Genomic DNA, 24866 nt, shown 5'->3' with positions numbered 1-24866 from the left:
CACGCTAACCACCCGTGACGGACAGGGCCGTCGCGGTCCGCCGATCGGGTGGCCCACATGCCACGGCGCGCAGGGGCAGACTGGGCGCGGGACCGGGGAGGGACGACGATGTGGCTCGACAGCGTGCTGCAGACGATCCCGCCACTGACGGTGTACCTGCTGGTCGGGCTCGTCGTGGGGATCGAGAGCCTGGGGATCCCGCTGCCCGGCGAGATCGTGCTGGTCAGCGCGGCGCTGTTGGCGTCGCATCACGAGCTGGCGGTGTCGCCGATGTGGATCGCGGTGGCGGGGGGTGCGGGCGCGATCGTCGGTGACTCGATCGGCTACGCCATCGGCCGTCGCTACGGCATGTCGTTGTTCGATCGTCTCGGCCGCCGTTTCCCGAGGCATTTCGGCCCCGACCATGTGAAGGTCGCCGAGCGGTTCTTCACCCGGTGGGGGATGTGGGCGGTGTTCTTCGGCCGCTTCGTCGCGCTGCTGCGGATCTTCTCCGGCCCGCTCGCGGGTGCGCTCGGGATGCACTACCCACGGTTCCTCGCCGCCAACGCGCTCGGCGGCATCGTGTGGGCCACGGGCACCACGATGCTCGTCTACTCGCTGGGTGTGGTCGCGGAGCACTGGCTGTCGCGGTTCTCGTGGGTGGCGCTGCTCGTCGCGGTGGTGATCGGGCTGGGCGTCAGCGTGGTCATCCGCCGGCGTACCCGGCGGATGGCCGACGACTATGCCGCGGAGTCCGAGGACTGAGCCCGCGTCACCAGCAGCGACACGTCGAGCGCGGGCGGGTTGGGGCCGTAGGCGTTGCGCCGCGCGGCCCGCACCCGGAACCCGGGCAGAGCTGTGACCAGCCGCAGGATCGCGGGCGGCGACATCGGCCTGCCGCGTTCACGGGCCTTGGCGACGCGCTTCTCCGTCCGCACCTGCTGGGCCTGCACGACCTGGATGGCGGGTTCGCGGTCGGCCTGGATCGCGGCCAGCACGTCGGGGCCGACCCGGCCCGCGCGCAACGCGGGGACGAGCCGGTTGGTGGCCGCGACCGCGTCCTGGACGGCCATCAGGATCCCGTTGCCGCCGACGGGGGAGATGACGTGCGCGGCGTCGCCGATCAGCAGCAGCCCCGGCCGCCACCACGTCGCGACGCGGGAGATGTCGACCGACAGCAGCGTCGTGTCGTCCATCGACGTCAGCTTCTCGACGCGGTCGGCGAGCCACGGCACGTGCTCGGCGACGAAGCGGTGGATCGGCTCGACCCCGGCGTCGCGGACCGCGGGGTAGCCGCCCTTGGGCAGGGAGTACCCGATCTGCCAGTCCGTCGGCCCCCCGAGGAGCCCGACGTAGTGGTGGCGTCCGAAGTAGAGGTCGACGTCGGCCTCGGGCGGGTCGTCGTCGTGGCGGGGGAGCCGGAACCACAGCAGGTCGCTGCGCGCGCCCAGCGGTTCGGCCGTGAGCCCGGCGAGGCGGCGCATCCGGGAGAACCGTCCGTCGGCACCGACGACGAGGCGCGCCCGCAGCTCGCGCTCGGCGCCGGACGCGGCGTCGCGGTAGCGGACCCCGGTGACCTCGGGCGCGCCGTCGGGGGTCTCTCCGTCGACGAGGAGCCCGGTCACCTTCGCGCCGAGCCGCAGCTCGAACCCGGGCAGCTCGGCGGCGCGGGCGGCCATGAAGTCGAGGAACCGGGACTGCGGCATGAGCGCGACGTAGTTGTACGGCGTCGGCAGGCCGCCGTAGTCGGTGGTGCGGATCGTGCCGTGGGGGGTGTGGAAGCGGAACCAGCGCGCAGCGAAGTGGGGGAGCGCGAGGAGGTCGCCGGCGAGGCCGAGGCTGTCGAGCAGCTCGAGGGTCCAGGGGTGCAGCGAGTCGCCGCGGAAGTCGCGGTCGAAGTCGCGGTGCGACTCCAGCAGCGTGACCCGCACACCGCTGCGGGCCAGCAGGTAGGCGGTGACCATCCCGCCCGGACCACCGCCCGCGACGACGACCTCCGGGTCGAACCCGTCGTTCATGGCGTCTCCCGCGCTACGAGGCGCAGCACCCGGATCGTCCCCAGATGGGGGCGGATCTCCTCGGGCGCCGCGTCGGGGCCGACCGGGAACGCCTTGGTCGCGAACGGCATGTCCCGCATCGCAGACAGGTAGGTGGCGACGACGGGGGCCGCCTCGTCGTCGGGCACCGGCACGGTCGTGCAGGGCTGCTCGTCGTCGCGTGAGACGACGGCGCAGCCGGGGTCCGCGGCGAGGTTGCGCGCCCAGTCGCGGTTCGCGTCCGGGCAGACGAGGTAGTGGCCACCGTCCAGGCCGACGACCCCTATCGGCGTCGAGCGGGTCACCCCGCTGCGGCGGCCGCGGGTGCGCAGCACTCGGCGCGCGTAGCCGCCGTCGACGATCGGGTCGGGCGGTTCGCGAAGAATTCTGTCGATCATGGACGCGTTGAGCGCTACCAGGTCGGGGCCGGGCACTCGTCGACGGTAACGGCGCATGCGGCCCCTCGCGCGACGAATCCGTGAACGGTGGTCCATCCGCTGAACGGCCCGTTCGTGGATATCGTCCGGAACGTGGCCGGTCGGGGGACTGCGGGAGGGACCGGACAGGGACGTCCTGTCGGGGACACCAGGACCGTATCGACCGCGGGACCACGCATCGAAGCCCTGGATGAGTTGCGGGGCTCCGCACTCCGCGGAATCCTGATCATCGACATCCACCGAAGGTGGTGTTCGCCGGAGCCGTGGCGGGGACGTCGTCGCAGGCTGCCGGTGAGATCGGCGGCGGCGAGGAATCGATGAGTCAATACATGAAAAATGACCTGGAAGAACTGCTTCTTCCAGGTCACGTCATTGTGCGCCGTCAGGGACTCGAACCCCGAACCCGCTGGTTAAGAGACGGCTCTAGTCCGTCCTGAACCATGCTGGTCCGTGCTGGGAGAGAGTCCCTGTGCAGGTCAGCCCGCCAAGAGCGTGCTGGTCAGCACTGCGACGTACGTCCCTGTTCTGGATCGTCTGTGACCACTGGGTGACCAACTCCCGTGGTCTCTGTACTCGCCCCCGGGCGGCGTTCGCACCGCCGGCCCCGGGGACTTGATCCATCAGGAGTGGACCCGTGCCAACGGTATCGACGCAACCCCCTTCAGACGTAGACCCTCAACCCGGCGACGTCGTGATCCCCGCCCACCACCTCGCGTTACTGCGGGAGCTCGTCGAGCGCGCGGGAGGGGCGTACGTACCCGCTGAAGAGCGGGCCTGCGCCGCCTTCGAGCTCGTGGGCGCCATGCGCTACCTGCTCCGCACGCAGACCCCCGGCTTCATCCCGGTCCCGGCCAGGCTCGACGGAGACGGTTCGGGGTCCAGGGTCGGCGAAGCCGATGGCGCAGCCACGCGCAGCGCCCTGGAGGCCGGGCCGTCGGAGCGAGAGAATCACCGACCGCGGGGTGAGCGATGACCCGCGCCGTCCTTCTCGCCCTCTGCATCGTCGCCGCCCTGGCCGGCGCCGCGGGCATCGTCCTGTCCGTCGTGTGGATCGCCACCGGCGCGACACCCGCCGCGGTCTACCTCGCTATGACCGCCACCGCCGCGGCCTGGGCGCTCGCCCTCGCGTGCCTGGCGAACCTGCGGCTGAGCCGAGCTCGCCCACCCGGGCACCGCTCGCGCCTGCACCTGCACGGCTGACTTTCCGCCACACCCCCCGCCCGCCGTCCGGCGCGCGGTCTGTTCACGCACCCACCAGGAGAACCACCATGCGCTCCATCCCCGTCGACATGTCCCGCATCCAGTTCATGGGCACCGGCAAGGTCGTGTCGAAGGCCGAGTACGTCGAACTCGCCGACGGCAACCGCCGCGCCAGCGGCAACCAGGCCCGCGAGAAGCTCGCCGACGGCACACTGGGCGCGCCGCTCTGGACGGTCGACGTGATCGTCGACGACGACGACGCCATGCGAGCCGAGGCCATCGGCGTCACCATCGCCAGCCACGACGAGCCGCGGACCGAGAAGTGGAAGCCCGTCAAGTTCCGCAACCTCACCGCCACCATCTACGTCGAGCAGGGCACCAACCGGGCGAAGGTCTCGCTGAAGGCCGAAGGCATCGAGGGCCAGGCTGGCAAGCCTGCTCAGCACGGACAGGCGGCCTGAGATGGCAGCCATCGACGGCGCGGACCGGCGCCCGAGCTCGCGCCGTCGATGGCTGCGCGAGGGGCAGGCGGTCGCCGACAACCTCGCCGCGCAGTGGCGCGCCGCAGCCGAGGGCGCCGGTCTGGGACGTGCGGGCAGCAACGGGGCCGGCGTCGGGTTCATCGCCACCCCGCGGATGGTCGCCGCTGACCTGCGGGGCGCACCGGTGCTGACCATCGAGCTGATGCCCAGCCAGCTCGCCGCCGACCTGGCCGCCGTCGCGGACCGCCTCGCCGAGGGCATGGGCGTCGCCGCGGCCCGGGTGACCGCCCAACAGCCCGGCTACGCCCGCGTGGCGCTGCTGCTGGCCGACCCACTGGCCCACACGCTCCCGCTCACGCCGGGGCTGGGCCTGCTGATCGGGCGCGGCGAGGACGGCAACGACCTGCGGTGTGAGCCGGTCGACCTCCCCCACCTGCTGGTACAGGGCCAGACCCGGTCGGGCAAGTCGTCCTGGCTCTACGCGCTGCTGGCCCAGCTCGCCCACCGCGCCGAGGTGGAAGTGGCCGGCGTCGACCCCTCGGGGATCACGCTGCGCCCCTTCGCCGCGACCCACCACCGTGGGCGCATCGCGCTCGGCCTCGGCGACCTCGCCGCCACCGAGGCGGTGCTGGCCGGCCTGGTCGCCGACATGGACGCCCGCCTCGCGGCAATGCCCGCGGACCGCGACGTCCTGCCCGTCGGCCCGGCGTGGCCGCTGCGTGTCGTCGTGCTGGAGGAGTGGCCCGCCGTGCTGCGCGCGCTCGACACCGACAGCACCGCCACCGGCAAGCGCGTCCGCGCCCTGGTCGCCCGCCTGCTGGCCGAGTCCCACAAGGTCGGCTATCGGGTCGTCCTCGCCGCCCAGCGCGCGGAGGCGACCATCGTGGGCGGCGCTGAGCGGGCCCAGTGCGCCGGACGCCTCACCTTCCGCGTCGACGGCCTGGACTCCATCAAGCTCCTGCACACCGACGCCGACACCTACGCCGCCGGCCACATCGCCGCACCGCCCGGCATCGCGCTGTGCACCTGGCCGGGCATCCCGCTCGCCCGCATCCGCGGCCCGTGGATCGGCAGCTACGGCGACTACGCCGCGGCCATCACCGCGGGAAGGCCGGCCGCATGACGACCGCGGGCACCGTGAGCGCCAGCGCCCCGCGCCCGACGAAGTCGGGGGCGCGGGGCGGGAGGCCGCGCAGCGGCCGACCCCTTGGTACTACTGCGGACAACCCTTCCACCGCAGGTCAGCAGGCCGCCCGCGAGGATCGCCGACGAGCCCGCCGGGCCGACGCCATCGCATGGCGGGAGCGACTGTGGAACTGGTCGTCGCTGCCGCGGCTGCGCAACTGCGGCCGCGTCACCCACTCCAGCGCGGGCGGCCCGGTGCTGCGCGTCTCCGAGACGCCCGCGGGTCGCCGCGCCGGGCTCGCCGGGCTCCAGTCCTGCGGGTCCCCGTGGGCCTGCCCGGTGTGCGCCCGCCGCATCGCCGGGGAACGCTCGGGCGAGCTACTGGCCGTCCTGGAGGCGGTGCACGCCGCCCGCGGCACAGCCCACCTGGTCACCCTGACCATGCGACACCGCGCCGGGCAACGCCTCGGCGAGCTGTGGGGCGCCCTGTCCGCTGCGTGGGGCGCGGTCACCTCGGGGCGGCAGTGTGAGCGGGAACGCGCGGCCTGGGGCCTGCTGGGCTGGGTGCGGGTCGTGGAGGCCACCCACGGCGAGCACGGCTGGCACCTGCACGTCCACGCCCTCGCGGTGTTCGACGGCCCGGTGAGCCCCGACCTGGCCGGCGAGCTCGGGCGCCGATGGTTCCACCGCTGGGCCAACGCCCTGGCGCGCAAGGGGATGGACGCAGTGGAGAACCGCGGCGGGCTCGACGTCCGCCCGGTGCAGATGACCGCTCCGTCCATGGAACAGGTCGCCGACTACCTCGCCAAGATCACCGCCGAGGTGACCGCCCAGTCGGCGAAGGACGGCCGCGACGGCAACCGCTCCCCGTTCGCCGTCCTGCGCGACGCCCTGGCCACCGGCCTAGCCGACGACTGCGAGCTCTGGCTGGAGTGGGAACGCGCGTCGTTCAACCGCCGCCAGATCACCTGGTCCCGTGACCTGCGGTCCTGGGCCGGGCTCCGGTCCGAACGTAGCGACGAGGAGATCGTCTCCGATGAACTCGGAGGCCGCGACACCCTCGCGATCGACCCCGAGGACTGGCCGGCCGTGCGCAGCCACGTCGCCGTGCTGCTCGACGTCGCCGAGACCACAGGCGTCGACGCAGTGAAGGCGTGGCTCCAGGTCCGCGGCTACCGCTGGAGCCCGGCCACACCACGACCACGCCGCACCCATCGCCCGGATCATCCACAATGGACCCAACGGAGGACTCCATGACCGAACCGCTGATCGTCGACTGGCCCGAGGTCGGATACCTCGGCGGACCGCTCGACGGCCACGTAGCCGACCCGCAGCCCGCGGGCAAGGGCACGCCGTACTGGCCTGTCTACCGGGACAACACCGGTGCGCCGATGCTCGCCCCCGACGGCGATCGGGCGATCCTGCGGGCCATCCGCCGCGGTGGCAGCGCTGAGGTCTACCTGCTCCAGGTGTCGCCGCGGGGCCGCTTCTACGTGCACGGCTCGTTCCTGCCGTCGTTCCAGCTCGCCCAGCGCCACCACGCGCTGGCGTCGTAGTCGGGGCAGCCGACCCCGGGGTGCTGCCGGCGCCTCGGGTTCGGGCTGGAGCTCGCCGGTCCCGGGGCGCTGTCATCGCCTCGGGGCCGGCGCGGCAGGTCGCATCGTTAGCCTCCCCAGCGTGCGTCGCCCACGGCGCGAGCCGCACCCACCACTGCCCCCCGAGCACGACCGCGCCGTCCGTGGCGCCGCCCGTGGCGAAGTCCTCCGCCAGGTCGCCGTCCTGGTAGCGCGCCGGAAGGCCTGCGGCGCGCAGCTCACGCGCTGTCTGCGCCACGAGGCCGTCGTGGGCCTGCCCGGCATCCCACAGCGCCTGAAGCGCTTCCACAGCGGCGCTGGAGGCCTTGGCGAGTCGGTCCCGCGAGGAACGCAGTGCCTTGTCCGCCGCCTCGATCCGCCGCACCTCGGCCCGCTCGGCGGCCTCGTGCGAGTCGATCGCCGCGTGTCGGCGCTCCGCCCGCGCCCGCAGCTCGGCTGCCCGCGCCTGCGCCTCGCGCACCGCCCGCGTCCGCGCGATGATGCGAGCGATCCGCTCGGCCTCCGCGGCGGCGAGGATCTCATCCATGGGCAGGTCAGCCAGGTCCGGGTTCGCGGCCAGCTCGGCGGCCTCCGCGTCGGCCAGGGCGATGCGTTCGTCCAGGGTGGTCATCGTGTCCTCGCTCGGTGGTTGGTGGGGTGGGAGAGGTGCCGGCGCAGGCTGGTCGCGACCGTGCGGGCCACGGCATCGACGATGCAGTCATCGACAAAGCTCAGGACGGCGAGCTGGCCGGCCTTGCGCGCAGCTCGCTGGTCGCCTCGTCGGCCGTCAGCGGTCAGCGAGCGGATGGCGGCCAGGCGTGTGGCCTGTATCGACGGCCGGTCATGGTGGCGCGCCAGCTCGCGCCGTTCGGCCTCGTCGGTTGCGCGCTTCAGTCGGCCATGGGACCGACGGTCCACCTCGGCCCACAGCCTGCCGAAGCGTTGCTCACCGTCGCGGAACCTGGCCGCGTGCGCCTGCATCGCCCCGGTCGGCAGTGGTCGACCCGTGGCCGCGCTACTGGACAGGATCAGCCCATCCACCAGGTGGTGGTTGCTGCGTGCATTGATGAGGCGCCGGGCCTGGGACATCCAGTGCTCGTAGTGCTGAGCTCGGACGGCGAGCGCGGCAGCCGGCAGCTCGCGGCCGTTGCGGTCTACGCGGGCGTGCGCAGGGATGCTCACTGGTCCTCCAGGTCGTCGGTCCCATTGTCGCATCGATAGGTCCACAGTGGACAGGCAGTGACCTGCGGAATCCTCGTCGAACTGCGCGACCACGGCGAGCGGCCGGGTGCGCGGCGCGTAACACGGCAGGGCGCTGGGACGAACCGACGCTCGTGACCGTGAAACTGCCGTGGGAAGACCCCGAGATGCTCGCGGCGTACGCCTCGGAGACGCACGAGGATCGCCGTCGGTGGCAACGTGCTCAGTGCCTGGAGCTCATCAAGCTCATCAAGGCGGACCAGGGCACGAGCAAGGTCGAAGCGGATCGCCTGATCGCCCAGGTCCAGGCTCGTCTGGATGCGCTCGGCCCCTTCGACGACGAGTCCTGACACCCGCCTCACCCGCTGATTCGGTATCAACGGGAGCCTGTATCGCCGCAGCTCAGAGGCGGGGTGGTCACACGCTGGTCACCGTCGCTCAGATGCGTCTGAACCGGGGGACTCGCTCGGGCCGCTGCACAGGCCGCGGCTGCGTGCGGCTTGCTGGCTCGGGCGGGGAAGGTGCGTGCCCGTCGGGCTCGGGGTAGTCGAAGTCCGGGAGGTACTTGTACTCCGCCACCACAGCGCGCAGGTCCGCCAGATCCCACCGGTAATGCCCGCCGACAGTGACCAGTACGGGGCGAACGAGGCCGGCCGCGTGCCACCTCCCGAGCGTCCGCACGCTGACCCCAACCGAGGCGGCTGCGATCTTGCTGGAAACGAGCTCTCGCGCGCGCGAGGGCCGATCACAACGGGAACTGTCAACTACATGGCCGGGATTGTCGGGGTTTGTCGTCTCGGTCATCGTTGCCCACACCGGGCTCCGAGGACGGCCACGTCGGGCGGTGGCATGACCCGCGTCTCGCCGATGAGCTGGGACAGCCGGTTGTCGGCTTCGGCTCGTCGGTCGTAGAGCTCCACGACGTCCTCGCCGTCGACGATCGTGGCGGTGGAAGCCCCATTGCGGGCGACGATCGGGATCAGGCTGGGGTTCTCGGTTACGGCGTCGAGTGCCCAGGCGACGACTCGGCCGATGCGGCCAGTGGTGTGTGCTGCGTCGGTGATGACGGCCCACAGCTCGCTGGGCTGGGGCATGAGTTCGCGGATCATGAACGGGTCCTCTCTGATGGTCTTGGGCGTCTTTCCTCGTCCTGCTCGGACTACTCGGCCCTCCCTAAGGGAGGGGAGGGCCGGTACGAGTAGTGGTTGCGGCCGAGTACGAGTGCGGTACGAGCGGTACGAGTCCCCAGGTCAGAGTCGGTACGAGTGCAGGCCGAGCGGTCCGAGGACCGGGTACGAGTAGCGGTACGAGTAGGGGGTCGCTCGTACCGCTACTCGTACCGCTCATTCGGCCCTCTCCACCGGCCACGGATCGTGCAGAACGAGCCGCGTCGAGGTGCTGCCCTGCCCGACGACGCCAGTCCGTTTTACGAGTGCGAGGCCGGCCTTCCAGGTGCTGATGCTGTGCCTGCGCGGACCGGCCTCGGCGACCTTGCGGAGGCCGTCGGGTGTCTCCCCGTCCTCGTCGTTGATCGCGTTGAGGATGCGGCAGATGTCGAGTGCGGCGGAGCGGCCGGCCTGGCGGTTGAACCGCTCGGCTAGAGGGGTCGGAACTTCGTCCAGCCACCACTTCAGGTCGCGGTCGAACATCACCGCGGACGCCCCGGCCGTGCCCAGCTCGACGATGGCCGAACCCTTCGCCCCGCTCTCCGCGACAAGGCGAAGCCGGATCGGCCACTCCCCACGAACCTCGGCGTCCTTCAGCTTCATCACGCGCAGGGTCCGTTGGGCGGTGGCGCTGCGGTCCTCGCCGTCGACGTCGGCGAGCAGGATGAAGTCGGCGTCGTCCGCCTTGGCTGACGAGCCGCGGGGTCGGGTACCGGTGTGGCCGGTGTGGTCGTTGAACATGAACGACGTGCCGTGCTTGTCGCGCAGCGCAGCGACTGCTTCGTACACGACGCCGAACTCGGTGGCCGAGTTCTCTTCCGTACCGGGCGCTGATCGGTGGTAGGTGTCGATGACCACGAAGCTGAAGCCGTGCGCGGCGATGATTTCGTCCAGCTCGGCGACTTGGGCGTCCGAGTTCAGCCGCACCGGCCGCGGGTAGACCGCGAGCATGCCCGCGGGGATGTCGTCGTGCACCCGCTCCCAGGCACGCACCCGTTCGGCGACGCCTGACGCGCCTTCGGACGCCACATAGAGCACGCGGACCGGCTGGGGCACCGCGAACTCTTCTCGGCCCTGCCAAGGCGTCCCTGTGGCCAGGTGACAGGCGAACGACACAGCCAGGAACGTCTTGTAGCTCCCCCACTTCCCGGCGAGGAACCCGATGCCCGCACGCTGGATGAGGCCGGCCATCAGCATCTCGGGCGGGGCGACCTGCGCCAGGTCGCGGACGTCGATCAGGCCATCAGTGAGCCGGGGTCGGCTGGCGCGTTCCAGCTCGGCGAACTGCCGCCGCGCCTGGTGCATGATCTGGAGCTTCAGTACTTCGTCGGCGACGCGTTGCGCGATCGGGTCGTCCGCTGCCGCCGCGCTGGGCTCGGAACCCGCGACGATGCAGGGCCAGCGATCGCGCATGCCAGCCTCGAGACCGCTGCGGATCGTGGCGCGCATCCCCGTCGGGTCCCGCTGCGCGTACCCGTTCTCCCGGGCCGCGTCCTCGGCCCATCGCTCGGCGTCCCGTCGGCTCCAGTGACCTGGCCGGTCGTCGGTCTCGACGAAGTGGCCGAGTGCCATGCAAAGCTCGTTCAGTGCGTTGTTCTGGCCGCCTTCGACCGACTCGGTGAACCGCCGCCCCGGCCCCTGTACGCACGCGTCGGCCTCCGAGCGCGTGAAGGCGGTGCGCTTGGCGGGGTTGAGCGGGCTTGTGGGCACCTCGGGTGAGAGAGCTTCGCGGGGTTGCTGCTGACCGATCAGTTCGGCGACCCAGTCGGGCAGCGGTGCGGGGGCGACATGCTCGTCCTCCGCGGCGTAGACGTGGCCGCTCTCATGGGTGGAGCCCGCGGCGACCACGTATCCGCCGTGCGTTGAGCCTCCGCCGCGCACGTCGCAGCCGTAGTCGGCGAGCCGACCCGGGCTGTTGCCGAGGTCGGGATGCTCGGTGGCGTCGAAGTACCAGTGCCAGCCCTTGCGCGTCCGCACCCGGTAGGTGAGGGGGAGTGTCTGGCCGGAGTCGGCGGCCGCATCCTCCAGGGCGCGTTCACGGTCGGCATCGACGACGAGCAGGCCCGAGCGTTTGCACGCCACGCCGACGTTCCTGGGGTCGCCGCCGAACCACAGCGCCAGCATCTGGTCGGTGGGCTCGCTGGCCGCCTTCACCTCCCACGGGCCCGCGGGCAGCTTGCTTCGCTCGTGCAGCGGGATCGGACGCCAGCCACGGTCACGTGCGGCCTTCGCGAGGTCGAGAGGGGAGGGCATTGCCGGCGCGCTCACAGCTCGACCGTCTCGGGGGTGAGCTGCGGGACGCTCGGATCGATGGCTGGGCAGTCGTCGTCGTGCACCATCCGAGCCCGCAGGTACGTGATGCCGGCGCGCTTGCTCTTGCGTCGCTCCGCCCGGTTCGGCATGACGAGCGCGGCACTGCACTCGGGGCACGTGCCGGTCATCATGGCGACGTTGCGGGCGTGCAGGACGCGGGCGACGGCATCGCTGATGCCCGGAGGATCGACGACCGGATAGACGATGCCGCTGCGCCGGTCGATGACGAGCTGGCTCGGCGTCGTGAGGCGCTGGTCCCGACGTCCGTCCGATGTAGACTGATTGTGCGTTGACACGGGTGGGAGAACCCTTCGTTCAGCGGCGGCCCGGCCTCGACCCGCCAGCACGGGTGGTCGGGCCGCTTGCGTTGGGGAGCGGGAACCGCGCGTTGGCATCGCGCGGGACGTGCAGGTCAGGCGACGATCGGGGTACGCCGCACGCCCAGGAGGTCGAGCAGCGCCGCGGTCGGAACCCGGTAGCTGCGGCCGACGCGAAGCACTGGCACGGGGAACTCACCGCGCTGCGCCAGGTCGTAGGCCGTTGAGCGGCCGATGCCGAGAGCTCTGCCGGCGGTCTGCACGTCGACAGCGGGGGGCAGGGCGAGCAAGTCGCCGTGGCTGAGCGAGCTGATCGTTCGGGGCATTGGTCCTCCGTCGTATCCAGTCAGACCGTAACTCTCTGACTTACTAACGATCCCATGCAGTCCGGAGGGTTGCAAGATGTCCGTAGACAGGTAAGCTGTAGACAACATCAGGAGGGAGGCGAGATGAAGATCGAAGAGGTCGTGGGTCAGCACATTGCGCACGCTCGCGAGAAGAGCGGTGCCTCTCAGCAGGACTTGGCTGACGAGATCGGAAAGCGCCTCGGGCGCCCTTGGACGAGGCAGGCTGTCTGGGCAGCGGAGAAGGGGCGACGGGCGTTCACCGCGGCGGAGCTGGTTGCCTTCGCGCTCGTGCTCGGCGTTCCTGTGAGCCACCTCCTGACGCCTCCCGCAGAGGCGGCATCGGTGGAGCTCCTCGATGGCCAGTCTCTGGACCGTGAAGAGATCACGTTCGCCCTGCACGCCTTCGGCCGTGAGCCGGTGCGGTCAGAGGCGATCACTCCGATGGTGCTGATGAAGGTGCAGAGCATCGCGCGAGAGCTGCGGGCGCGGGTTGGGCACGACACAGCAGCCGCTCGTGACCTGGAGGACTTCTACGCCCGCATGATGTCGTCGATGCGAGGGCTGCCAGCTGATGAGGTGACGGAGTGAGGGGGAGTCTGCACAAGCGCTGCGGCTGCCCGGTCGTCCGCAACGCCGCCGGCAAGCGCCTGGCCTGCAAGAAGGACCACGGGTCCTGGTACTACGTCGTCGACCTCGGACGCGGGTCGGACGGGAAGCGCCGGCAGGAGAAGCGCGGCGGCTTCCGGACGGCAGCCGAGGCCGAGCTGGCGATGGGCGACGTCATCAAGGCGATCGGCGACGGCACCCACGCCCACGACAACGGGATGACGCTCGGCGCGTACCTGGCTGAATGGGTCGACATGAAGGTGGCCATGGGCAAGCTGCGTCCCACGACGGAGCGCTCCTACCGCGCCCACATCCGCGACCACCTGACCCCGCAGCTCGGCCACCTGCGGCTGCGCGACGTCCGCCCCCTGCACGTCAGCGCGATGCTGCGGACCGTGACTGCGGGGCCGGTGAGCGTTCGCCGAGTGCACGGCACCTTGCGCAGTGCGCTGGCGTCGGCGAGGCGTCAGCAGCTCGTCGCGTTCAACGCCGCCGAGGGCGTCGAGCTCCCCGAGGTCGAGCGCGACAAGGTCCAGCCGTGGGAGCCGGCCGAGCTCGGCCAGTTCCTCGACTCCATCACCGGGGACCGGCTGTCGGCCCTCTTCGAACTCATCGCCGCCACCGGGATGCGCCGCGGTGAGGCATGTGGACTCCGCTGGTCCGACGTCGACCTGGAGCGGGGCGTCATCGTCGTCCGCCAGCAGCTCGTCCAGGTCGACTCCCCGACCCCGTGCCCGTCGTGCGGCGAGCGTCACAAGGGCCACTCGTTCGGCAAGCCGAAGACCCGCAGCGGGGAGGCCCGCCGCGTCGACCTGGACGGTGGCGTCGTCGGCGTGCTGCTCGCGCACCGGCTCACCCAGGACGCCGAGCGCCTCGCGTGGGGCGCCGCGTACGTCGACCACGGCCTGGTGTTCGCCCGCGAGGACGGCAACCCGCTCGCGCTCGACGCCGTGACGAAGCGGTTCCGCGAGCTGGCCGTGGCGGCGGGTCTGCGCCCGGTGCGTCTCCACGACCTGCGACACGGGCAGGCGAGCATGCTCCTCGCGGCCGGCGTCGACATCGCGCTGGTGTCGAAGCGACTGGGTCACAGTTCCGTGGCCATCACCGCCGACACCTATTCACACCTGCTGGAAGGGGTCGGGCGTCAACTCGCCGAGCGTGCTGCGGCGATGGTGCCCAGAAACCGCGGTGACCAGTCGGTGACCATTCGGCCCGATTCTGGACAGAAAAAAGACCTGAGAGGAGGTGAATCCTCCCAGGTCAGGGATGGTGCGCCGTCAGGGACTCGAACCCCGAACCCGCTGGTTAAGAGCCAGCTGCTCTGCCAATTGAGCTAACGGCGCAGAGTATTGAATTGTGTGACCTGGAACTGCTGCGCCCCACCGCTCGGCGCCTTCGGAACGCTATCACAGCGCTTTCCGGCCCCTCCGCGGTGGGGCACCGCGCTCCGGGTGAGTGACGGGACTTGAACCCGCGGCCCCCTGGACCACAACCAGGTGCTCTACCAGCTGAGCTACACCCACCATCGGCACCGGCCTCAGCCGGTGACGTGAACAAGAGTAGCGCCTCGCTCAACCGCCTCCGACACCGGACCCCGACACCGCGGCGGCAGCCGCCTGGGCCTGCTCCGATGTGGGCCCGGGGGGCGCGACGAACAGCGTCGCCCGGTAGTAGGCGAGCTCGCGGATGGACTCGCGGATGTCGGACAGCGCGCGGTGCGCGAGGCCCTTCTCCGGCTTCGCGTAGAACACCCGCGGGAACCAGCGCCGGCACAGCTCCTTGATCGAGCTGACGTCGACCATGCGGTAGTGCAGGTGCGCGTCGAGCTCCGGCATGTCGCGGGCGAGGAAGCCGCGGTCGGTGGCGATCGAGTTGCCCGCCAACGGCGCCGACACCGCGTCGGGCACGTGCTCGCGGATGTAGGCGAGCACGGCCTGCTCCGCCTCGTCCAGCGTCACGTCCGACCGCCGGACCTCCTCGGTGAGCCCCGACCGCGCGTGCATGTCGCGCACGACGTCGGGCATCGCGGCGAGGGCGGACTCGTCGGCGTGGATGACGACGTCGACACCCTCACCGAGGACGTTGAGGTCCCCGTCGGTGACGAGCACGGCGATCTCGATGAGTGCGTCGCGCTGCAGGTCGAGACCCGTCATCTCGCAGTCGATCCACACCAGACGGTCGTTCATCCCGCCAGCCTAGGCGCTAGAGTCCGCCGACGTGGGGGAGAACACGAACGCCGATCCGGTGACCGCTGCTCAGCAGATCGCCGCCGGGTACGCCACCGAGGGTCTCGCGCTGGAGCTCGGCACCGTGCTCGTCGACGGTGCCGTCGATCCGGCGGCCAAGGTCCGCATCCCGTTCGCGACGCTGAACCGGCACGGCCTCGTCGCCGGCGCGACCGGTACCGGCAAGACGAAGACGTTGCAGGGCCTGGCCGGGCAGCTGTCCGACGCCGGGGTCCCGGTCCTGCTCGCCGACGTCAAGGGCGACCTGTCGGGCATGTCCCGGCCGGGTGCCGACGGGCCCAAGATCGCCTCGCGCGCCGCCGACACGGGCGACGACTGGACGCCGACGGCCTACCCGTGCGAGTTCCTGTCGCTGGGCGGGACGTCGTCGGCGGTGCCGATCCGCGCGACGCTGACCCAGTTCGGGCCGATCCTGCTGTCGAAGGTCCTGGGGCTCAACGACACCCAGGAGTCGACGCTCGGCCTGATCTTCCACTGGGCCGACCAGAAGCAGCTGCCGCTGCTCGACACCAAGGACCTGCGCGCGGTCATCCAGCATCTGACGTCGGACCAGGGCAAGGCCGACCTCAAGGGCATCGGCGGCGTCTCCCCGGCCACTGCGGGGGTCATCCTGCGGGCGCTGGTCAACCTCGAGGCGCAGGGCGGTGAGGACTTCTTCGGGGAGCCGGAGTTCGAGCCCGCCGACCTGATCCGCCAGATCGACGGCAAGGGCGTCGTCACCCTGCTGGAGCTGGCCGACCAGGCCGCCAACCCGATGCTGTTCTCGACGTTCCTGATGTGGCTGCTCGCCGAGCTCTACGAGGACCTGCCCGAGGCCGGCGACCTCGACAAGCCCAAGCTCGTGTTCTTCTTCGACGAGGCGCACCTGTTGTTCGCCGACGCGTCGAAGGCGTTCCTGCAGCGCATCGAGCAGACGGTGAAGCTCATCCGGTCCAAGGGCGTCGGCGTGTTCTTCTGCACGCAGCTGCCCACCGACGTCCCCAACGCGGTCCTCTCGCAGCTGGGTGCGCGCATCCAGCACGCGTTGCGCGCCTTCACCCCCGACGACCAGAAGGCGCTGGCCCGCACGGTCAAGACCTACCCGACCTCGAAGGTGTACGACCTCGAGGAGGCGCTCACGTCGCTGGGTACCGGCGAGGCGATCGTGACGGTGCTGTCCGAGCGCGGCGCGCCGACGCCGGTCGCGTGGGCCCGGATGCGGGCGCCGCGGTCGCTGATGGACGCCATCGGCGAGCCTGCTGTCACCGAGGCCGCGAAGGCGTCGCCGCTGTACCCGAAGTACGGCGTGACCGTCGACCGCGAGTCGGCCTACGAGAAGCTCACCGCGAAGATCGCCGAGCCGTCGCCCCCCGAGGCCGCGCCCGTCGACGCCCCGCCGCCCCCGGAGCCCGAGCGGCGCCGGGAGAAGGAGGAGCCGGGCATGGTCGCCGAGGTGCTGGGCTCACCGGTGGTCAAGTCGTTCCTGCGGTCCGCGGCGAGCGCCCTGGGTCGCGAGATCACCCGCGGCCTGTTCGGTACCCGGCGCCGCTGAGCGGAGCCCGGCCACCACACCCGGGGTGACCGCCGCGGCGAGCGCGACGCCGTCGGCGCCGGCCACGTCGGTCACCGTGTAGCCGCCCTCGCCCGCCGCGGTGACGGCCTCGACCGTCACCAGACCGGCGCGGCGCTGGAATGCGCTCTGGCGCAGCCGCCAGCCGATGACACCGTCGCGTTCCAGGACGACGGTGCGCCGGTGCAGCGAGCCCCAGCGGGTCACCAGATGGCGTCCGGTGAGCAGGTGGCCGAGGTTGCGGTAGCGGTCGAACGCCACCGGCACCGCCAGCACCGGCAACGCCGTCGTCAGGGGGCCGAGCCAGGCCCAGCCGGGCACGGTGCCCGCCACGACCCAGCCCGCCGCGCACACCACCAGCGCGGGGACGACGGCCCGGGTCAGCCTGCGCCACAACGCCTTCCGCGGGTGGCGCAGCACGGGTGCCAGGGTCGCCCGCTCGACCGGCTCCTCGACGAGGAGTGCCGCCAGCGCGTGGGTCTCGCGTCGCGACGCGGCCGGCTGCACCGCACCGCCCTGACTGCCGCGACCCAGCCCCGTCGCGAGCACGCGGGTCTGGCCGCCCCGTCCGGCCCGCAGCAGCAGCGGCTCGCTCACCGCGGCGCCGCGCCGGCGGGTGCCGGCGACCGACAGCGACCGCCGGGTCAGCAGGCCTCGGTGCACGCGCAAGGTGCCCTCGTCGTCGCGGGTGAGCCGGTAGCCCCACCAGCGCTCGGTGAACATCAGCAGCGACCCGACGACGGCGACGACGAGCAGCGTGACCGCGAAGAACCCCACGGTCAGCCAGATCGCGGCGCCGCGGACCCGGTCGGCGACGTCGGTGGCGAACGGCAGGTCACGCGGGCGGATGCCCAGCTCGCTGATCACGTTCCACACCGCCGCGACGAGCACGCCGGTGCCCGCGAGCGCCGAGAACGTCAACGGCGCGAACCGGATCCAGGGCCAGCGCAGCACCGACAACACCTGTGACTGGCGATGGTCGCCATGGCGGCCATCGCCACCCACGACCTCGGCCGGGTCGCCCCCGACGGTCCGCCCGCCCACACGCGCGGGTGCCGGGCCGTGTTGCAGCAGCTCGGTGCGCAGCCGGGTCGCCTCAGCGGCGCTGACGGCGTCGAGCTTGAGTCCGTGATGGTCGGCCGACGCGCTCGACGCGCCGCGCACGTGCAGCACGCCCAGCGTGAAGACCCGGTGCAACAGTGTGGAGGTGACGTCCACGGTCCGCAGCCGGTCGCGCGGCACCGAGCGCCGCTGCCGCCGCACCCAGCCGCTGTGCAGCTCGACCCGGTCGGCGGTGATCCGGTAGCGCGTCGTCTTCCAGCGGACGACGCCGAGCACGACCAGCAGCACCGTGATGCCGAGGGTGATCCACAGCCGCACCGGGTCGCCGCGGCCGGTGAACAGCAGGATCACCAGCACCGGGAGCAGCCGGACGACGTGCTGCAGCGGCGCGACGACCAGCATCTTCCCGTCGAGGCGCCGCCACGGGACCTCCGTCGCGACCGGCGCGGGCTCGGCGACGCCGGTCACGTCGCGACCCGCGGAGTGGGCTGGGTCGTCGCTCACGTCGCGTCCCCGGGGGTGGCCTGCGTCGTCTCGGTGAGGACACGGGCGAGCTCGGCGGCGTCGGGGGCGGCGAGGCCGTGGATCGTGACCGGCCCGCGCGCCGACGCGGTCGTCACCGTGACGCTCGCCAGCTTCAGCCACTGCTGCAGCGGCCCGTGCTCGGTGTCGACGGTCTGCACCCGCGAGATCGGCGCGATCCGCCACTCCCGCACCACCAGCCCCGACAGCGTGTAGACGGCCTCGTCGGTGATCTCCCAGCGGTGGATGCGGTACCGGACCGGCGGCACGACCAGCGCGTACGCGGCGGCGAGCACGGCCGTCACGATCGTCGTCACCAGCAGCCACGACGGCGACATCCCGAGCGAGAGGTAGACGACGAGCTGCGGTCCGGCGAGCAGGACCAGTGCGGCGAGGCCCTGCAGTCGCCACCACTGCACCGCACGGGGGTCGACGCGGTGCGCGGGCGGGCGCAGGGGGAGCGCGACGGCGGTGGTCATGGCTCCACTGTGCCCGGAGCGGCAGCGTCAGGGGTGGTCGGTCCGTCGCGCCCGCGGCGTGACATCCGTCAGCCGGCGAACGCCGCCAGCTGCGCGCGCCGGATCACGTCGGTCTGACCCTGGACGAGGTGGAACATCGCCTCCCGGACCCACCGCTGCTCCGGCGAGGTCAGCAGCGTCGCGCTGCCCGACCTGGCCGCCACCAACGCGTTCGCCGACCGGACGGTCAGCTCGGCGATCTCCCCGCGCAGCCGGATACGCTCGGGCACCCGCTGCCCGGCGGGGACGTCGATCAGCAGCGCGTGCGCCTCGTCGCGCAGCGCGGCGGCCCGTTCGCCGAGCACCGAAGCGGTGTCGACGGTGTCGGGCCGGTCGCGGCGCAGGCCCAGCCGTTCCAGCTCGACGAGCACCCGGCGCAGCAGGCCCAGCGTCGCGGGCCGGGTGTCAGCGGTGCGCACGGCGTCGGCGGCGATCCAGGCCGCGGCGTCGACGTCGAGCAACACCTCCTCGGCGTCGACGGTCATGCCGTCGAGCTGCAGCCCGACGGTCCGGGTGCCGCCCATGACCGCGAGCGGCGCCGGCGTCCCGACCCGCAGCCCGGGTCGCGGCGCCGTCGGAACCAGTGCGAACACGAACCGGCCGGTCGTGGTCGTCGCGGCGATCATGGTGAGGTCGGTGATGCCCCAGCCGGTGCACCAGTCGGCGGTGCCGGTGAACCGCCAGCCCCCGCCCGGCGCCGGTTCGGCACGCACCGCAGGCGGGCCGGGGCGGCGGATGTGGGCGACGGCGATCCCGGTGAGTGTCGTGGCGGCCGCGAGGCCGGGCCGGTGCCGGGCGGCGGCCGGGCCGTGCCGGTAGGCGTCGGCGTGCAGGCCCTTGATCGGCGACGTCGAGTCGCCCTGCGGGTTGCGGTGCTGGGTGACGACGAACCACGTCGCCCCGCAGGTGCCCGCCAGCAGCTCGACGGTCTCCACGTCGACGCGCTGCGACGCCCCCAGCCCGCCCTCGGTCGCGGGGACGCGCACCGACAGCAGGCCCGCAGCGGCGAGCGCGCGCGGGTGGGCGGGGTCGACGCCGCGGGCGGGGTCGTCGGCGGCCGGGGCGTGCGGGCCGATCATGTCGTCGCACAACCGGGTCATCGCCGCGACGGCCGGATGGGCCGCGACCTCGGGTGGCGGGGCGAACAGCTCCTCGACGGTCGGCACGCACCGACGCTACGTGAGCGACCCTGGTCGCAACCTCACGGTTCCCCCGGCCCGCAGCGGCGACGACCAGGTAGGGGTCCGAGGCGCGCAACCGTACGGCTCGTGCGGCTGCCGGGAACGACCGTGAGGTTGCGCCCGGACGGGTGCCTCGGGGTGGCGGGGGCAGGGCACCCCGACGACGGCGACCTCCCGCACGTCGTCGCGCCCGGCGATGAGGTTTTCGACCGGGCCGGGGTGCACGTTCTCCCCGCCGGAGACGATCATGTCGTCGGCGCGGCCGGTGAGGTGCAGCAGCCCGTCCTCGTCGAGCGTGCCGACGTCGCCGGTGCCCGCGACGCGCTCCCGCGGACCGGCCGGACGACCCCGGACCGGGTCAGCGCCCCGACCGCCCGGACGGTGCCGTTGGTGGCGCTCAGGGCGGTCCCGACCCTGGAACGGAGCGCCTCGATCATCTCGCCGGTGTCGCGGACCGGTGCCGGGTTGTTCCTGCAGAAAGGGCCGTCCCTGCAGAAGGGGCGTCCAGGTCCCGGGCCCTCAGGGGAGGTGGACGGCCGCGGCGGCGAGGCGGCGGGCGGTGTCGTCGATGAAGGCGCCGAGCCGCTTCTCGATGAGCCGGGTCGTGCCCGGGATCTTCGCGGTGAACGACGACTGCCAGGAGATCTCCGTGCCGCCGGACGCGGTCGGGGTCAGCCGGACGTCGGCGCGGTAGCCGCGGATCGGGATGCCCGAGAGCAGGACGTAGGCGAAGTGCCGGTCCTTCTCGACGGCGACGACCTCCTCGCGGGTGTTCGCCTGCCCGGTGAAGGCGCGGACGGCGCCGACGCCGTCGGGGTCGGGCGAGCCCTCGCGCTCGAGGCGGGCGGTGGCGAAGTCGGCCCAGTCGGGCCATGTGGAGACGTCGTGGAGCAGGGCGAAGACCGCCGAGGGCGGTGCGTCGCTGGTGGCGTGGACGTCGATCCTCCCGGTACGCATGTACCAGACGGTACATGTACCACTTGGTACGGTCCAGACATGAGCACGACCCGTCGCGACGAGCTGCTCGCCGCCGTCCTCGACCATCTCGCGACGACCGGCGCGACCGACCTGTCGCTGCGGGCCCTGGCCGAGGGCGTCGGCACCAGCCATCGGATGCTCAGCTACCACTTCGGGTCGCGCGAGGGACTCGTCCTGGCCGTGGTCCAGGCGGTCGAGGCCGCGCAGCAGGAGCTCGCCGCGGCGCTGGCCGCCGACACCGGGATGTCGGCGCCCGACCAGATGCGCGCGCTGTGGCGGCAGGTCTCGCAGCCGGCGCTGGCGCCCAACGTGCGGCTGTTCTTCTCCCTCTACGCCCGCGGCCTCGCCGGCGAGGAGCCCGCCGCCCGGCTGCTCGATGGCGACATCGCACGCTGGGTCGAGCCGTCGGCACGCACCGCGCGCGACCACTACGGCCTGCCGCTCGACCAGGCCCGTACCGACGTCCGGCTCGGCGTCGCGGTCGTGCGCGGATTGCTGCTCGACCTGCTCGCCACCGGCGACCGCGTCGCCGTCGACGCGGCCTTCGAGCGGTACGTGACGTTGTGGGACAACGCGTTCTGACCGGGGGGTCGGCGGCGCGGCGGGACCGGTCCCCGCCGCGTCGCCGTGGCAGCCGCGTCAGCCGGTGGGCGCCGTCAGGTCGTAGACCGTCCGGCCCCCCACCGTCGTCGCGGTGAAGTGCTGTTGCACCCATTCCTGGATCTGCGCGCCCGTGCCGCGGCCCTCACGGCCGCCGCCGGGCCCGCCCATGCCTCCGGAGACGAAGTACCGCACGTCGCCCGACGAGACCCACGCCTGGAACTGCTCCAGGGTCGGGGCCGGGTCGCTGCCGGTGAACCCACCGATCGCCATGACCGAGGCGCCCGTCGCCAGCTGCAGCGATCCCGCGCTCTGCGAGCCCAGCGTCGCGGCGGCCCACCGGTACCCGGAGGCACCCCTGACCAGCTCCGCGAGGGCGGAGTCCGTCGTCTCCTCGCCGCCGGGCCCGCCGGCGCCGCCGAACCCGCCGGGTGCCCCGCTCGCGTCCCCGCCTGGAGCGCCGCCGCGGCCCGTGCGGCCGGTGACAGCGTCGCCGCTCGTGGAACCCGGAACACCCCGGTCGCCGAAACCGCCCGGGCCGCCTGCGATACCGAACCCGCCGCGCGCGCCTTCGACCGCCGGCCCCGCCGACGGGATCGACCCCTGATGGGCGGTCCCGGCGGTGTCGACGGCGTAGGCGGCCGGTCCGGCCACCCCGACGAGCGCGGTCGTCGCGGCCACGACCGCGAGCCAGCGACGCCGGCCCGCGGGCACGAGCAGCACCGCGGTGGCGAGGATCCCCGCCACCAGCACGACCCAGCGCAACCACGGCAGGAACTCCGGCGAGCGCCCGAGCAGCACGAACGACCACACCGCGGTGACTGCGGCGGCGACCGCGAGCGTCGCCCGTCCCGTCCAGGTGTCGCGGGCCCGCCACGCCTGGTGCCCCCCGATCGCGACGAGTGCCGCGATCCCCGGGGCCAGCGCGACCGTGTAGTACGGGTGGAAGGTGCCCTCCATCAGGGAGAACACGCCCATCGTGACGACGGTCCAGCCGCCCCACAGCAGCAGCGCCGCCCGGGTGCGGTCGGTCCGGGCCGCGCTGCGGGTGAACCACAGCCCCGCGACGAGCAGCAGCAGCGCCGCCGGCAGCAGCCAGCTGATCTGGCCGCCGATCTCGGTGCTGAAGAGGCGTCCGAGGCCGGTCTGTCCACCGAAGCCACCACCCGGGCCGCCGCCGAAACCCCCGGGCCCGCCGGGAACGGCACCCGCGCCGCCGGGAGACCCGGACCCGGCGGGGAACCCGGCGCCACCCGGGACCATCTCGGCCCCGCGGCCACCACCGCCCCCGTTGCCCGACCCGCCGAAGATGCGGCCGAGGCCGTTGTACCCGAACGCCAGCTCCAGCGGGCTGTTGTCCGTCGATCCGCCGATGTAGGGCCGGTCGGCCGCCGGCCACAGGGCCACGGCGAGGATCCACCAGCCCGCCGACACCACGACCGCGACGCCGGCCGCCAGCACCTGCCGGATGCGCCGCCAGATCGTCGTCGGTGCCGCCCACAGGTAGGCCAGGACGAACCCGGGCAGCACGAGGAAGCCCTGCAGCATCTTCGTGAGGAATGCGACACCGATGAGCACGCCGGCGAGCAGGAGCCAGCGGGTGCCGGCCTTCTCGATCGCGCGGGTCGTCGCGTAGGCGGCGCCGACCATGAGCAGCACGAGCAGGGCGTCGGGGTTGTTGAACGTGAACATCAGGACCGCGACGGGTGTCAGCGCGAACACGGCGCCGGCGAGGAGGCCTGCGGCCGGTCCGGCGATGCGGCGCACCGTCGCCCACAGCAGGGCGACGGCGCCGACGGCCATCAGCGCCTGCGGTACCAGCATGCTCGCCGACGAGAAGCCGAAGATCCGCCCGGACAGGGCCATCACCCACAGCGACGCGGGCGGCTTGTCGACGGTGATCGCGTTGCCGGGGTCGAGCGAGCCGAAGAAGAACGCCTTCCAGCTCTGCGTCCCCGCCTGCACGGCGGCGGCGTAGAACGAGTTCGCGTACCCGCTGGCGGTGATGTCCCAGAGGTAGAGCACGGCCGTCGCGACGAGGAGGGCCGCGAGGGCGGGGAGCTCCCAGCGCGGACGCGTCGGCGTCGCGGGGGAGGGCCCGGGCTCGGCGTGCGTGGGGGCCCCGGGGTCGAGCGTGGTGGTCATGCGGAGGTCTCCGGTGCGGGGTGGGCCGCCGGGCGGCGGGCGCGGAAGATCCAGGAGCGGAACAGGACGAACCGCAGCGCGGTCGCCACGGCGTTGGCCACGACGATGACGACGAGCTCCGTCGCCTGCCCGGCGGTGGGGTCGAGGGCGCCGAGCAGGGCCAGCGCCCCGGTCGTCAGGCCGAGGCCGATGCCGAACACGACGAGGCCCTGGAACTGGTGGCGGGTGGCGCCGTCGCGGCCGCGGACCCCGAAGGTCAGCCTGCGGTTGGCCGCGGTGTTGGCGACCGTCGTGAGCAGCAGCGCGACGATGTTCGCCCCGATCGGGCCCATCGCCCCGCGCAGCAGCAGGTACAGCACCAGGTTCGCGACGGTGCTCGCGACGCCGATCGCCGCGAACCGGGCCAGCTGGCCCGTCATCCCCGTGGGCACGCCGGGCACGTCCAACGGCGCGCGGCCCAGGCTCGCGCGCAGCTCGCCGACCGGGAGCCGGCCGGCGGCCAGGGCCCGCCCGACCCGCCAGATGCCGTGCAGGTCGGCCTTCGCCGTGGCGACGATGTCGACGCGCGAGTCGGGGTCGTCGACCCAGTCGACCGGGACCTCGTGGATGCGCAGCCCGGCCCGCTCGGCCAGCACCAGCAGCTCGGTGTCGAAGAACCAGCCGGCGTCCTCGACCAGCGGCAGCAGCCGGGCGGCGACGTCGGCGCGGATCGCCTTGAAGCCGCACTGGGCGTCGGTGAACCCGGCGGCGAGGGTGCCGCGCAGCAGCAGGTTGTAGCAGCGGGAGATGATCTCGCGCTTCGCCCCGCGGACCACCCGCGACCCGCGACCGAGCCGGGTGCCGATGGCGAGGTCGGAGTGCCCGGACAACAGCGGGGCGACCAGCGGTGCGAGTGCGGCGAGATCGGTGGAGAGATCGACGTCGCAGTAGGCGAGGACCTGCGCATCCGATGCGCCCCATACGGTCCGCAGTGCCCGGCCGCGACCTTTCTGTTCCAGCCGGACCGCGTCGACCTCGGTGATCTCGTCGGCGAGCGCGGCGGCGATCAGCGGCGTGGCGTCGGTGCTGGCGTTGTCGGCGATCGTGATCCGGAACGTGTAGGGGAACGTTCCACGCAGGTGGGCGTGGAGCCGGCGGATCGACGGTTCGAGGTCGCGTTCCTCGTTGTACACCGGCACGACGACGTCGAGCACGGGGTGGCCGGTCGGACCAGGAGGACGCGGCGCGAGCACGTCCGGCTCGGCGGTGTCGAGGCTCATGGTGGAGACGATGTCGCTCGCTGC

General features: G+C 72.6%; 23 protein-coding genes, 2 tRNA genes and 1 pseudogene. 11 read left to right on the top strand and 15 right to left on the bottom strand.

From position 1 onward, the window contains the following. The first annotated feature begins 108 nt into the window (after positions 1 to 108). Positions 109 to 744, top strand: coding sequence for a DedA family protein (locus TOK_RS14010; RefSeq protein WP_098958294.1), 636 nt, complete (start codon positions 109 to 111; stop codon positions 742 to 744). Here the strand turns inward: TOK_RS14010 and TOK_RS14005 are convergent. Continuing rightward, positions 720 to 1997 carry an FAD-dependent oxidoreductase gene (locus TOK_RS14005; protein WP_098958293.1) on the bottom strand — a complete coding sequence of 426 codons (1278 nt, stop codon included), beginning with the start codon at positions 1995 to 1997 and terminating at the stop codon, positions 720 to 722. The genes TOK_RS14010 and TOK_RS14005 overlap by 25 nt on opposite strands. Further along, positions 1994 to 2449: a nitroreductase/quinone reductase family protein gene (locus tag TOK_RS14000; protein ID WP_098958292.1), complete on the bottom strand. Its 456-nt coding sequence runs from the start codon at positions 2447 to 2449 to the stop codon at positions 1994 to 1996. Before TOK_RS14000 ends, TOK_RS14005 begins: the two co-directional genes overlap by 4 nt. A gap of 972 nt (positions 2450 to 3421) precedes the next feature. Between TOK_RS14000 and TOK_RS13990 the strand changes: the two genes are divergently transcribed. The 5 genes from TOK_RS13990 (at position 3422) to TOK_RS13970 (ending at position 6815) form a co-directional block, all read left to right on the top strand. Then, positions 3422 to 3652 carry a hypothetical protein gene (locus tag TOK_RS13990; protein WP_098958290.1) on the top strand — a complete coding sequence of 77 codons (231 nt, stop codon included), beginning with the start codon at positions 3422 to 3424 and terminating at the stop codon, positions 3650 to 3652. A gap of 68 nt (positions 3653 to 3720) precedes the next feature. After that, on the top strand, positions 3721 to 4113 hold the full coding sequence (locus tag TOK_RS13985; RefSeq protein WP_098958289.1) for a hypothetical protein: 393 nt from the start codon (positions 3721 to 3723) through the stop codon (positions 4111 to 4113). A 1-nt stretch (position 4114) separates the two neighbouring features. Continuing rightward, entirely contained in the window at positions 4115 to 5257 is a 1143-nt protein-coding gene (locus tag TOK_RS13980) for an FtsK/SpoIIIE domain-containing protein (protein WP_098958288.1), read from the top strand. Next, positions 5254 to 6516, top strand: coding sequence for a protein rep (locus tag TOK_RS13975; RefSeq protein ID WP_172457567.1), 1263 nt, complete (start codon positions 5254 to 5256; stop codon positions 6514 to 6516). Before TOK_RS13980 ends, TOK_RS13975 begins: the two co-directional genes overlap by 4 nt. Continuing rightward, a complete protein-coding gene (locus tag TOK_RS13970; RefSeq protein ID WP_098958286.1) occupies positions 6513 to 6815 on the top strand; it encodes a hypothetical protein in 303 nt (100 codons plus the stop codon). The genes TOK_RS13975 and TOK_RS13970 overlap by 4 nt, the downstream gene beginning before the upstream one ends. Positions 6816 to 7460: 645 nt before the next feature. On the opposite strand, the gene TOK_RS13965 is transcribed toward TOK_RS13970, so the two are convergent. Then, positions 7461 to 8015 carry a hypothetical protein gene (locus tag TOK_RS13965; RefSeq protein ID WP_098958285.1) on the bottom strand — a complete coding sequence of 185 codons (555 nt, stop codon included), beginning with the start codon at positions 8013 to 8015 and terminating at the stop codon, positions 7461 to 7463. A 158-nt stretch (positions 8016 to 8173) separates the two neighbouring features. Between TOK_RS13965 and TOK_RS13960 the strand changes: the two genes are divergently transcribed. Then, positions 8174 to 8383 carry a hypothetical protein gene (locus TOK_RS13960; RefSeq protein WP_141566394.1) on the top strand — a complete coding sequence of 70 codons (210 nt, stop codon included), beginning with the start codon at positions 8174 to 8176 and terminating at the stop codon, positions 8381 to 8383. 450 nt (positions 8384 to 8833) lie between these two features. Here TOK_RS13960 and TOK_RS13950 read toward each other — a convergent pair whose 3' ends face one another. From TOK_RS13950 to TOK_RS13935, 3 genes are all read right to left on the bottom strand, one after another. Continuing rightward, complete coding sequence (locus tag TOK_RS13950) at positions 8834 to 9142, bottom strand: hypothetical protein (RefSeq protein WP_098958283.1); 309 nt, start codon at positions 9140 to 9142, stop codon at positions 8834 to 8836. Between the two features lie 234 nt (positions 9143 to 9376). Next, complete coding sequence (locus tag TOK_RS13945; RefSeq protein WP_141566393.1) at positions 9377 to 11629, bottom strand: AAA family ATPase; 2253 nt, start codon at positions 11627 to 11629, stop codon at positions 9377 to 9379. Between the two features lie 295 nt (positions 11630 to 11924). Beyond that, complete coding sequence (locus tag TOK_RS13935; RefSeq protein ID WP_098958280.1) at positions 11925 to 12155, bottom strand: AlpA family transcriptional regulator; 231 nt, start codon at positions 12153 to 12155, stop codon at positions 11925 to 11927. 123 nt (positions 12156 to 12278) lie between these two features. Here TOK_RS13935 and TOK_RS13930 point away from each other — a divergent pair, with 123 nt between their 5' ends. Then, entirely contained in the window at positions 12279 to 12764 is a 486-nt protein-coding gene (locus tag TOK_RS13930) for a helix-turn-helix domain-containing protein (protein ID WP_098958279.1), read from the top strand. Then, positions 12761 to 13852, top strand: a pseudogene (locus TOK_RS35365) (tyrosine-type recombinase/integrase); the annotation flags it as partial. The gene TOK_RS13930 and the pseudogene TOK_RS35365, both read left to right, overlap by 4 nt. A gap of 197 nt (positions 13853 to 14049) precedes the next feature. Here the strand turns inward: TOK_RS35365 and TOK_RS13915 are convergent. From TOK_RS13915 to orn, 3 genes are all read right to left on the bottom strand, one after another. After that, a tRNA-Lys gene (locus tag TOK_RS13915) sits at positions 14050 to 14125 on the bottom strand. Between the two features lie 107 nt (positions 14126 to 14232). Next, positions 14233 to 14305 (bottom strand) — tRNA-His (locus TOK_RS13910). Positions 14306 to 14353: 48 nt separating this feature from the next. Then, positions 14354 to 14968, bottom strand: coding sequence for an oligoribonuclease (orn, locus tag TOK_RS13905; protein WP_098958278.1), 615 nt, complete (start codon positions 14966 to 14968; stop codon positions 14354 to 14356). Between the two features lie 31 nt (positions 14969 to 14999). On the opposite strand from orn, the gene TOK_RS13900 reads away from it, so the two are divergent. Further along, positions 15000 to 16559, top strand: a complete 1560-nt coding sequence (locus tag TOK_RS13900) for a helicase HerA-like domain-containing protein (RefSeq protein ID WP_098958277.1) — start codon at positions 15000 to 15002, stop codon at positions 16557 to 16559. Here the strand turns inward: TOK_RS13900 and TOK_RS13895 are convergent. From TOK_RS13895 to TOK_RS13870, 4 genes are all read right to left on the bottom strand, one after another. Further along, positions 16470 to 18143: a PH domain-containing protein gene (locus tag TOK_RS13895; protein ID WP_098958276.1), complete on the bottom strand. Its 1674-nt coding sequence runs from the start codon at positions 18141 to 18143 to the stop codon at positions 16470 to 16472. The genes TOK_RS13900 and TOK_RS13895 overlap by 90 nt on opposite strands. Next, positions 18140 to 18640 (bottom strand): PH domain-containing protein, encoded by a 501-nt coding sequence (locus TOK_RS13890; protein WP_098958275.1) that lies wholly within the window; start codon positions 18638 to 18640, stop codon positions 18140 to 18142. The genes TOK_RS13895 and TOK_RS13890 overlap by 4 nt, the downstream gene beginning before the upstream one ends. A 68-nt stretch (positions 18641 to 18708) precedes the next feature. Then, entirely contained in the window at positions 18709 to 19845 is a 1137-nt protein-coding gene (locus TOK_RS13885; protein WP_098958274.1) for an acyl-CoA dehydrogenase family protein, read from the bottom strand. Positions 19846 to 20379: 534 nt separating this feature from the next. Next, positions 20380 to 20817, bottom strand: a complete 438-nt coding sequence (locus TOK_RS13870; RefSeq protein WP_098958272.1) for an SRPBCC family protein — start codon at positions 20815 to 20817, stop codon at positions 20380 to 20382. Positions 20818 to 20856: 39 nt separating this feature from the next. Between TOK_RS13870 and TOK_RS13865 the strand changes: the two genes are divergently transcribed. Continuing rightward, the gene (locus tag TOK_RS13865) at positions 20857 to 21420 is read left to right on the top strand and encodes a TetR/AcrR family transcriptional regulator (RefSeq protein ID WP_098958271.1); all 564 of its coding nucleotides are present in this window, start codon (positions 20857 to 20859) and stop codon (positions 21418 to 21420) included. Between the two features lie 57 nt (positions 21421 to 21477). Here TOK_RS13865 and TOK_RS13860 read toward each other — a convergent pair whose 3' ends face one another. Both TOK_RS13860 and TOK_RS13855 read right to left on the bottom strand, forming a co-directional pair. Then, positions 21478 to 23583, bottom strand: coding sequence for a glycosyltransferase family 39 protein (locus TOK_RS13860; protein ID WP_098958270.1), 2106 nt, complete (start codon positions 23581 to 23583; stop codon positions 21478 to 21480). Then, positions 23580 to 24842 carry a bifunctional glycosyltransferase family 2/GtrA family protein gene (locus TOK_RS13855; protein WP_098958269.1) on the bottom strand — a complete coding sequence of 421 codons (1263 nt, stop codon included), beginning with the start codon at positions 24840 to 24842 and terminating at the stop codon, positions 23580 to 23582. Before TOK_RS13855 ends, TOK_RS13860 begins: the two co-directional genes overlap by 4 nt. Positions 24843 to 24866: the final 24 nt, after the last annotated feature.

It is taken from the genome of Pseudonocardia sp. N23 (assembly GCF_002583555.1).
In the GTDB taxonomy this organism is placed as follows: Bacteria; Actinomycetota; Actinomycetes; order Mycobacteriales; family Pseudonocardiaceae; genus Pseudonocardia.
The sequence above is the reverse complement of the archived record's forward strand: the minus strand, read 5'-3'. Positions and strand labels throughout refer to the sequence as shown.

Coding starts and splice junctions, on each gene's coding strand:
- TOK_RS13975 (WP_172457567.1), top strand. CDS start 5,254: ATGACGACCGCGGGCACCGTGAGCGCCAGCGCCCCGCGCCCGACGAAG.
- TOK_RS13890 (WP_098958275.1), bottom strand. CDS start 18,640: ATGACCACCGCCGTCGCGCTCCCCCTGCGCCCGCCCGCGCACCGCGTC.
- TOK_RS13855 (WP_098958269.1), bottom strand. CDS start 24,842: ATGAGCCTCGACACCGCCGAGCCGGACGTGCTCGCGCCGCGTCCTCCT.
- TOK_RS13985 (WP_098958289.1), top strand. CDS start 3,721: ATGCGCTCCATCCCCGTCGACATGTCCCGCATCCAGTTCATGGGCACC.
- TOK_RS13860 (WP_098958270.1), bottom strand. CDS start 23,583: ATGACCACCACGCTCGACCCCGGGGCCCCCACGCACGCCGAGCCCGGG.
- orn (WP_098958278.1), bottom strand. CDS start 14,968: ATGAACGACCGTCTGGTGTGGATCGACTGCGAGATGACGGGTCTCGAC.
- TOK_RS13980 (WP_098958288.1), top strand. CDS start 4,115: ATGGCAGCCATCGACGGCGCGGACCGGCGCCCGAGCTCGCGCCGTCGA.
- TOK_RS14005 (WP_098958293.1), bottom strand. CDS start 1,997: ATGAACGACGGGTTCGACCCGGAGGTCGTCGTCGCGGGCGGTGGTCCG.
- TOK_RS13935 (WP_098958280.1), bottom strand. CDS start 12,155: ATGCCCCGAACGATCAGCTCGCTCAGCCACGGCGACTTGCTCGCCCTG.
- TOK_RS13970 (WP_098958286.1), top strand. CDS start 6,513: ATGACCGAACCGCTGATCGTCGACTGGCCCGAGGTCGGATACCTCGGC.
- TOK_RS13870 (WP_098958272.1), bottom strand. CDS start 20,817: ATGCGTACCGGGAGGATCGACGTCCACGCCACCAGCGACGCACCGCCC.
- TOK_RS13950 (WP_098958283.1), bottom strand. CDS start 9,142: ATGATCCGCGAACTCATGCCCCAGCCCAGCGAGCTGTGGGCCGTCATC.
- TOK_RS13865 (WP_098958271.1), top strand. CDS start 20,857: ATGAGCACGACCCGTCGCGACGAGCTGCTCGCCGCCGTCCTCGACCAT.
- TOK_RS14010 (WP_098958294.1), top strand. CDS start 109: ATGTGGCTCGACAGCGTGCTGCAGACGATCCCGCCACTGACGGTGTAC.
- TOK_RS13990 (WP_098958290.1), top strand. CDS start 3,422: ATGACCCGCGCCGTCCTTCTCGCCCTCTGCATCGTCGCCGCCCTGGCC.
- TOK_RS13930 (WP_098958279.1), top strand. CDS start 12,279: ATGAAGATCGAAGAGGTCGTGGGTCAGCACATTGCGCACGCTCGCGAG.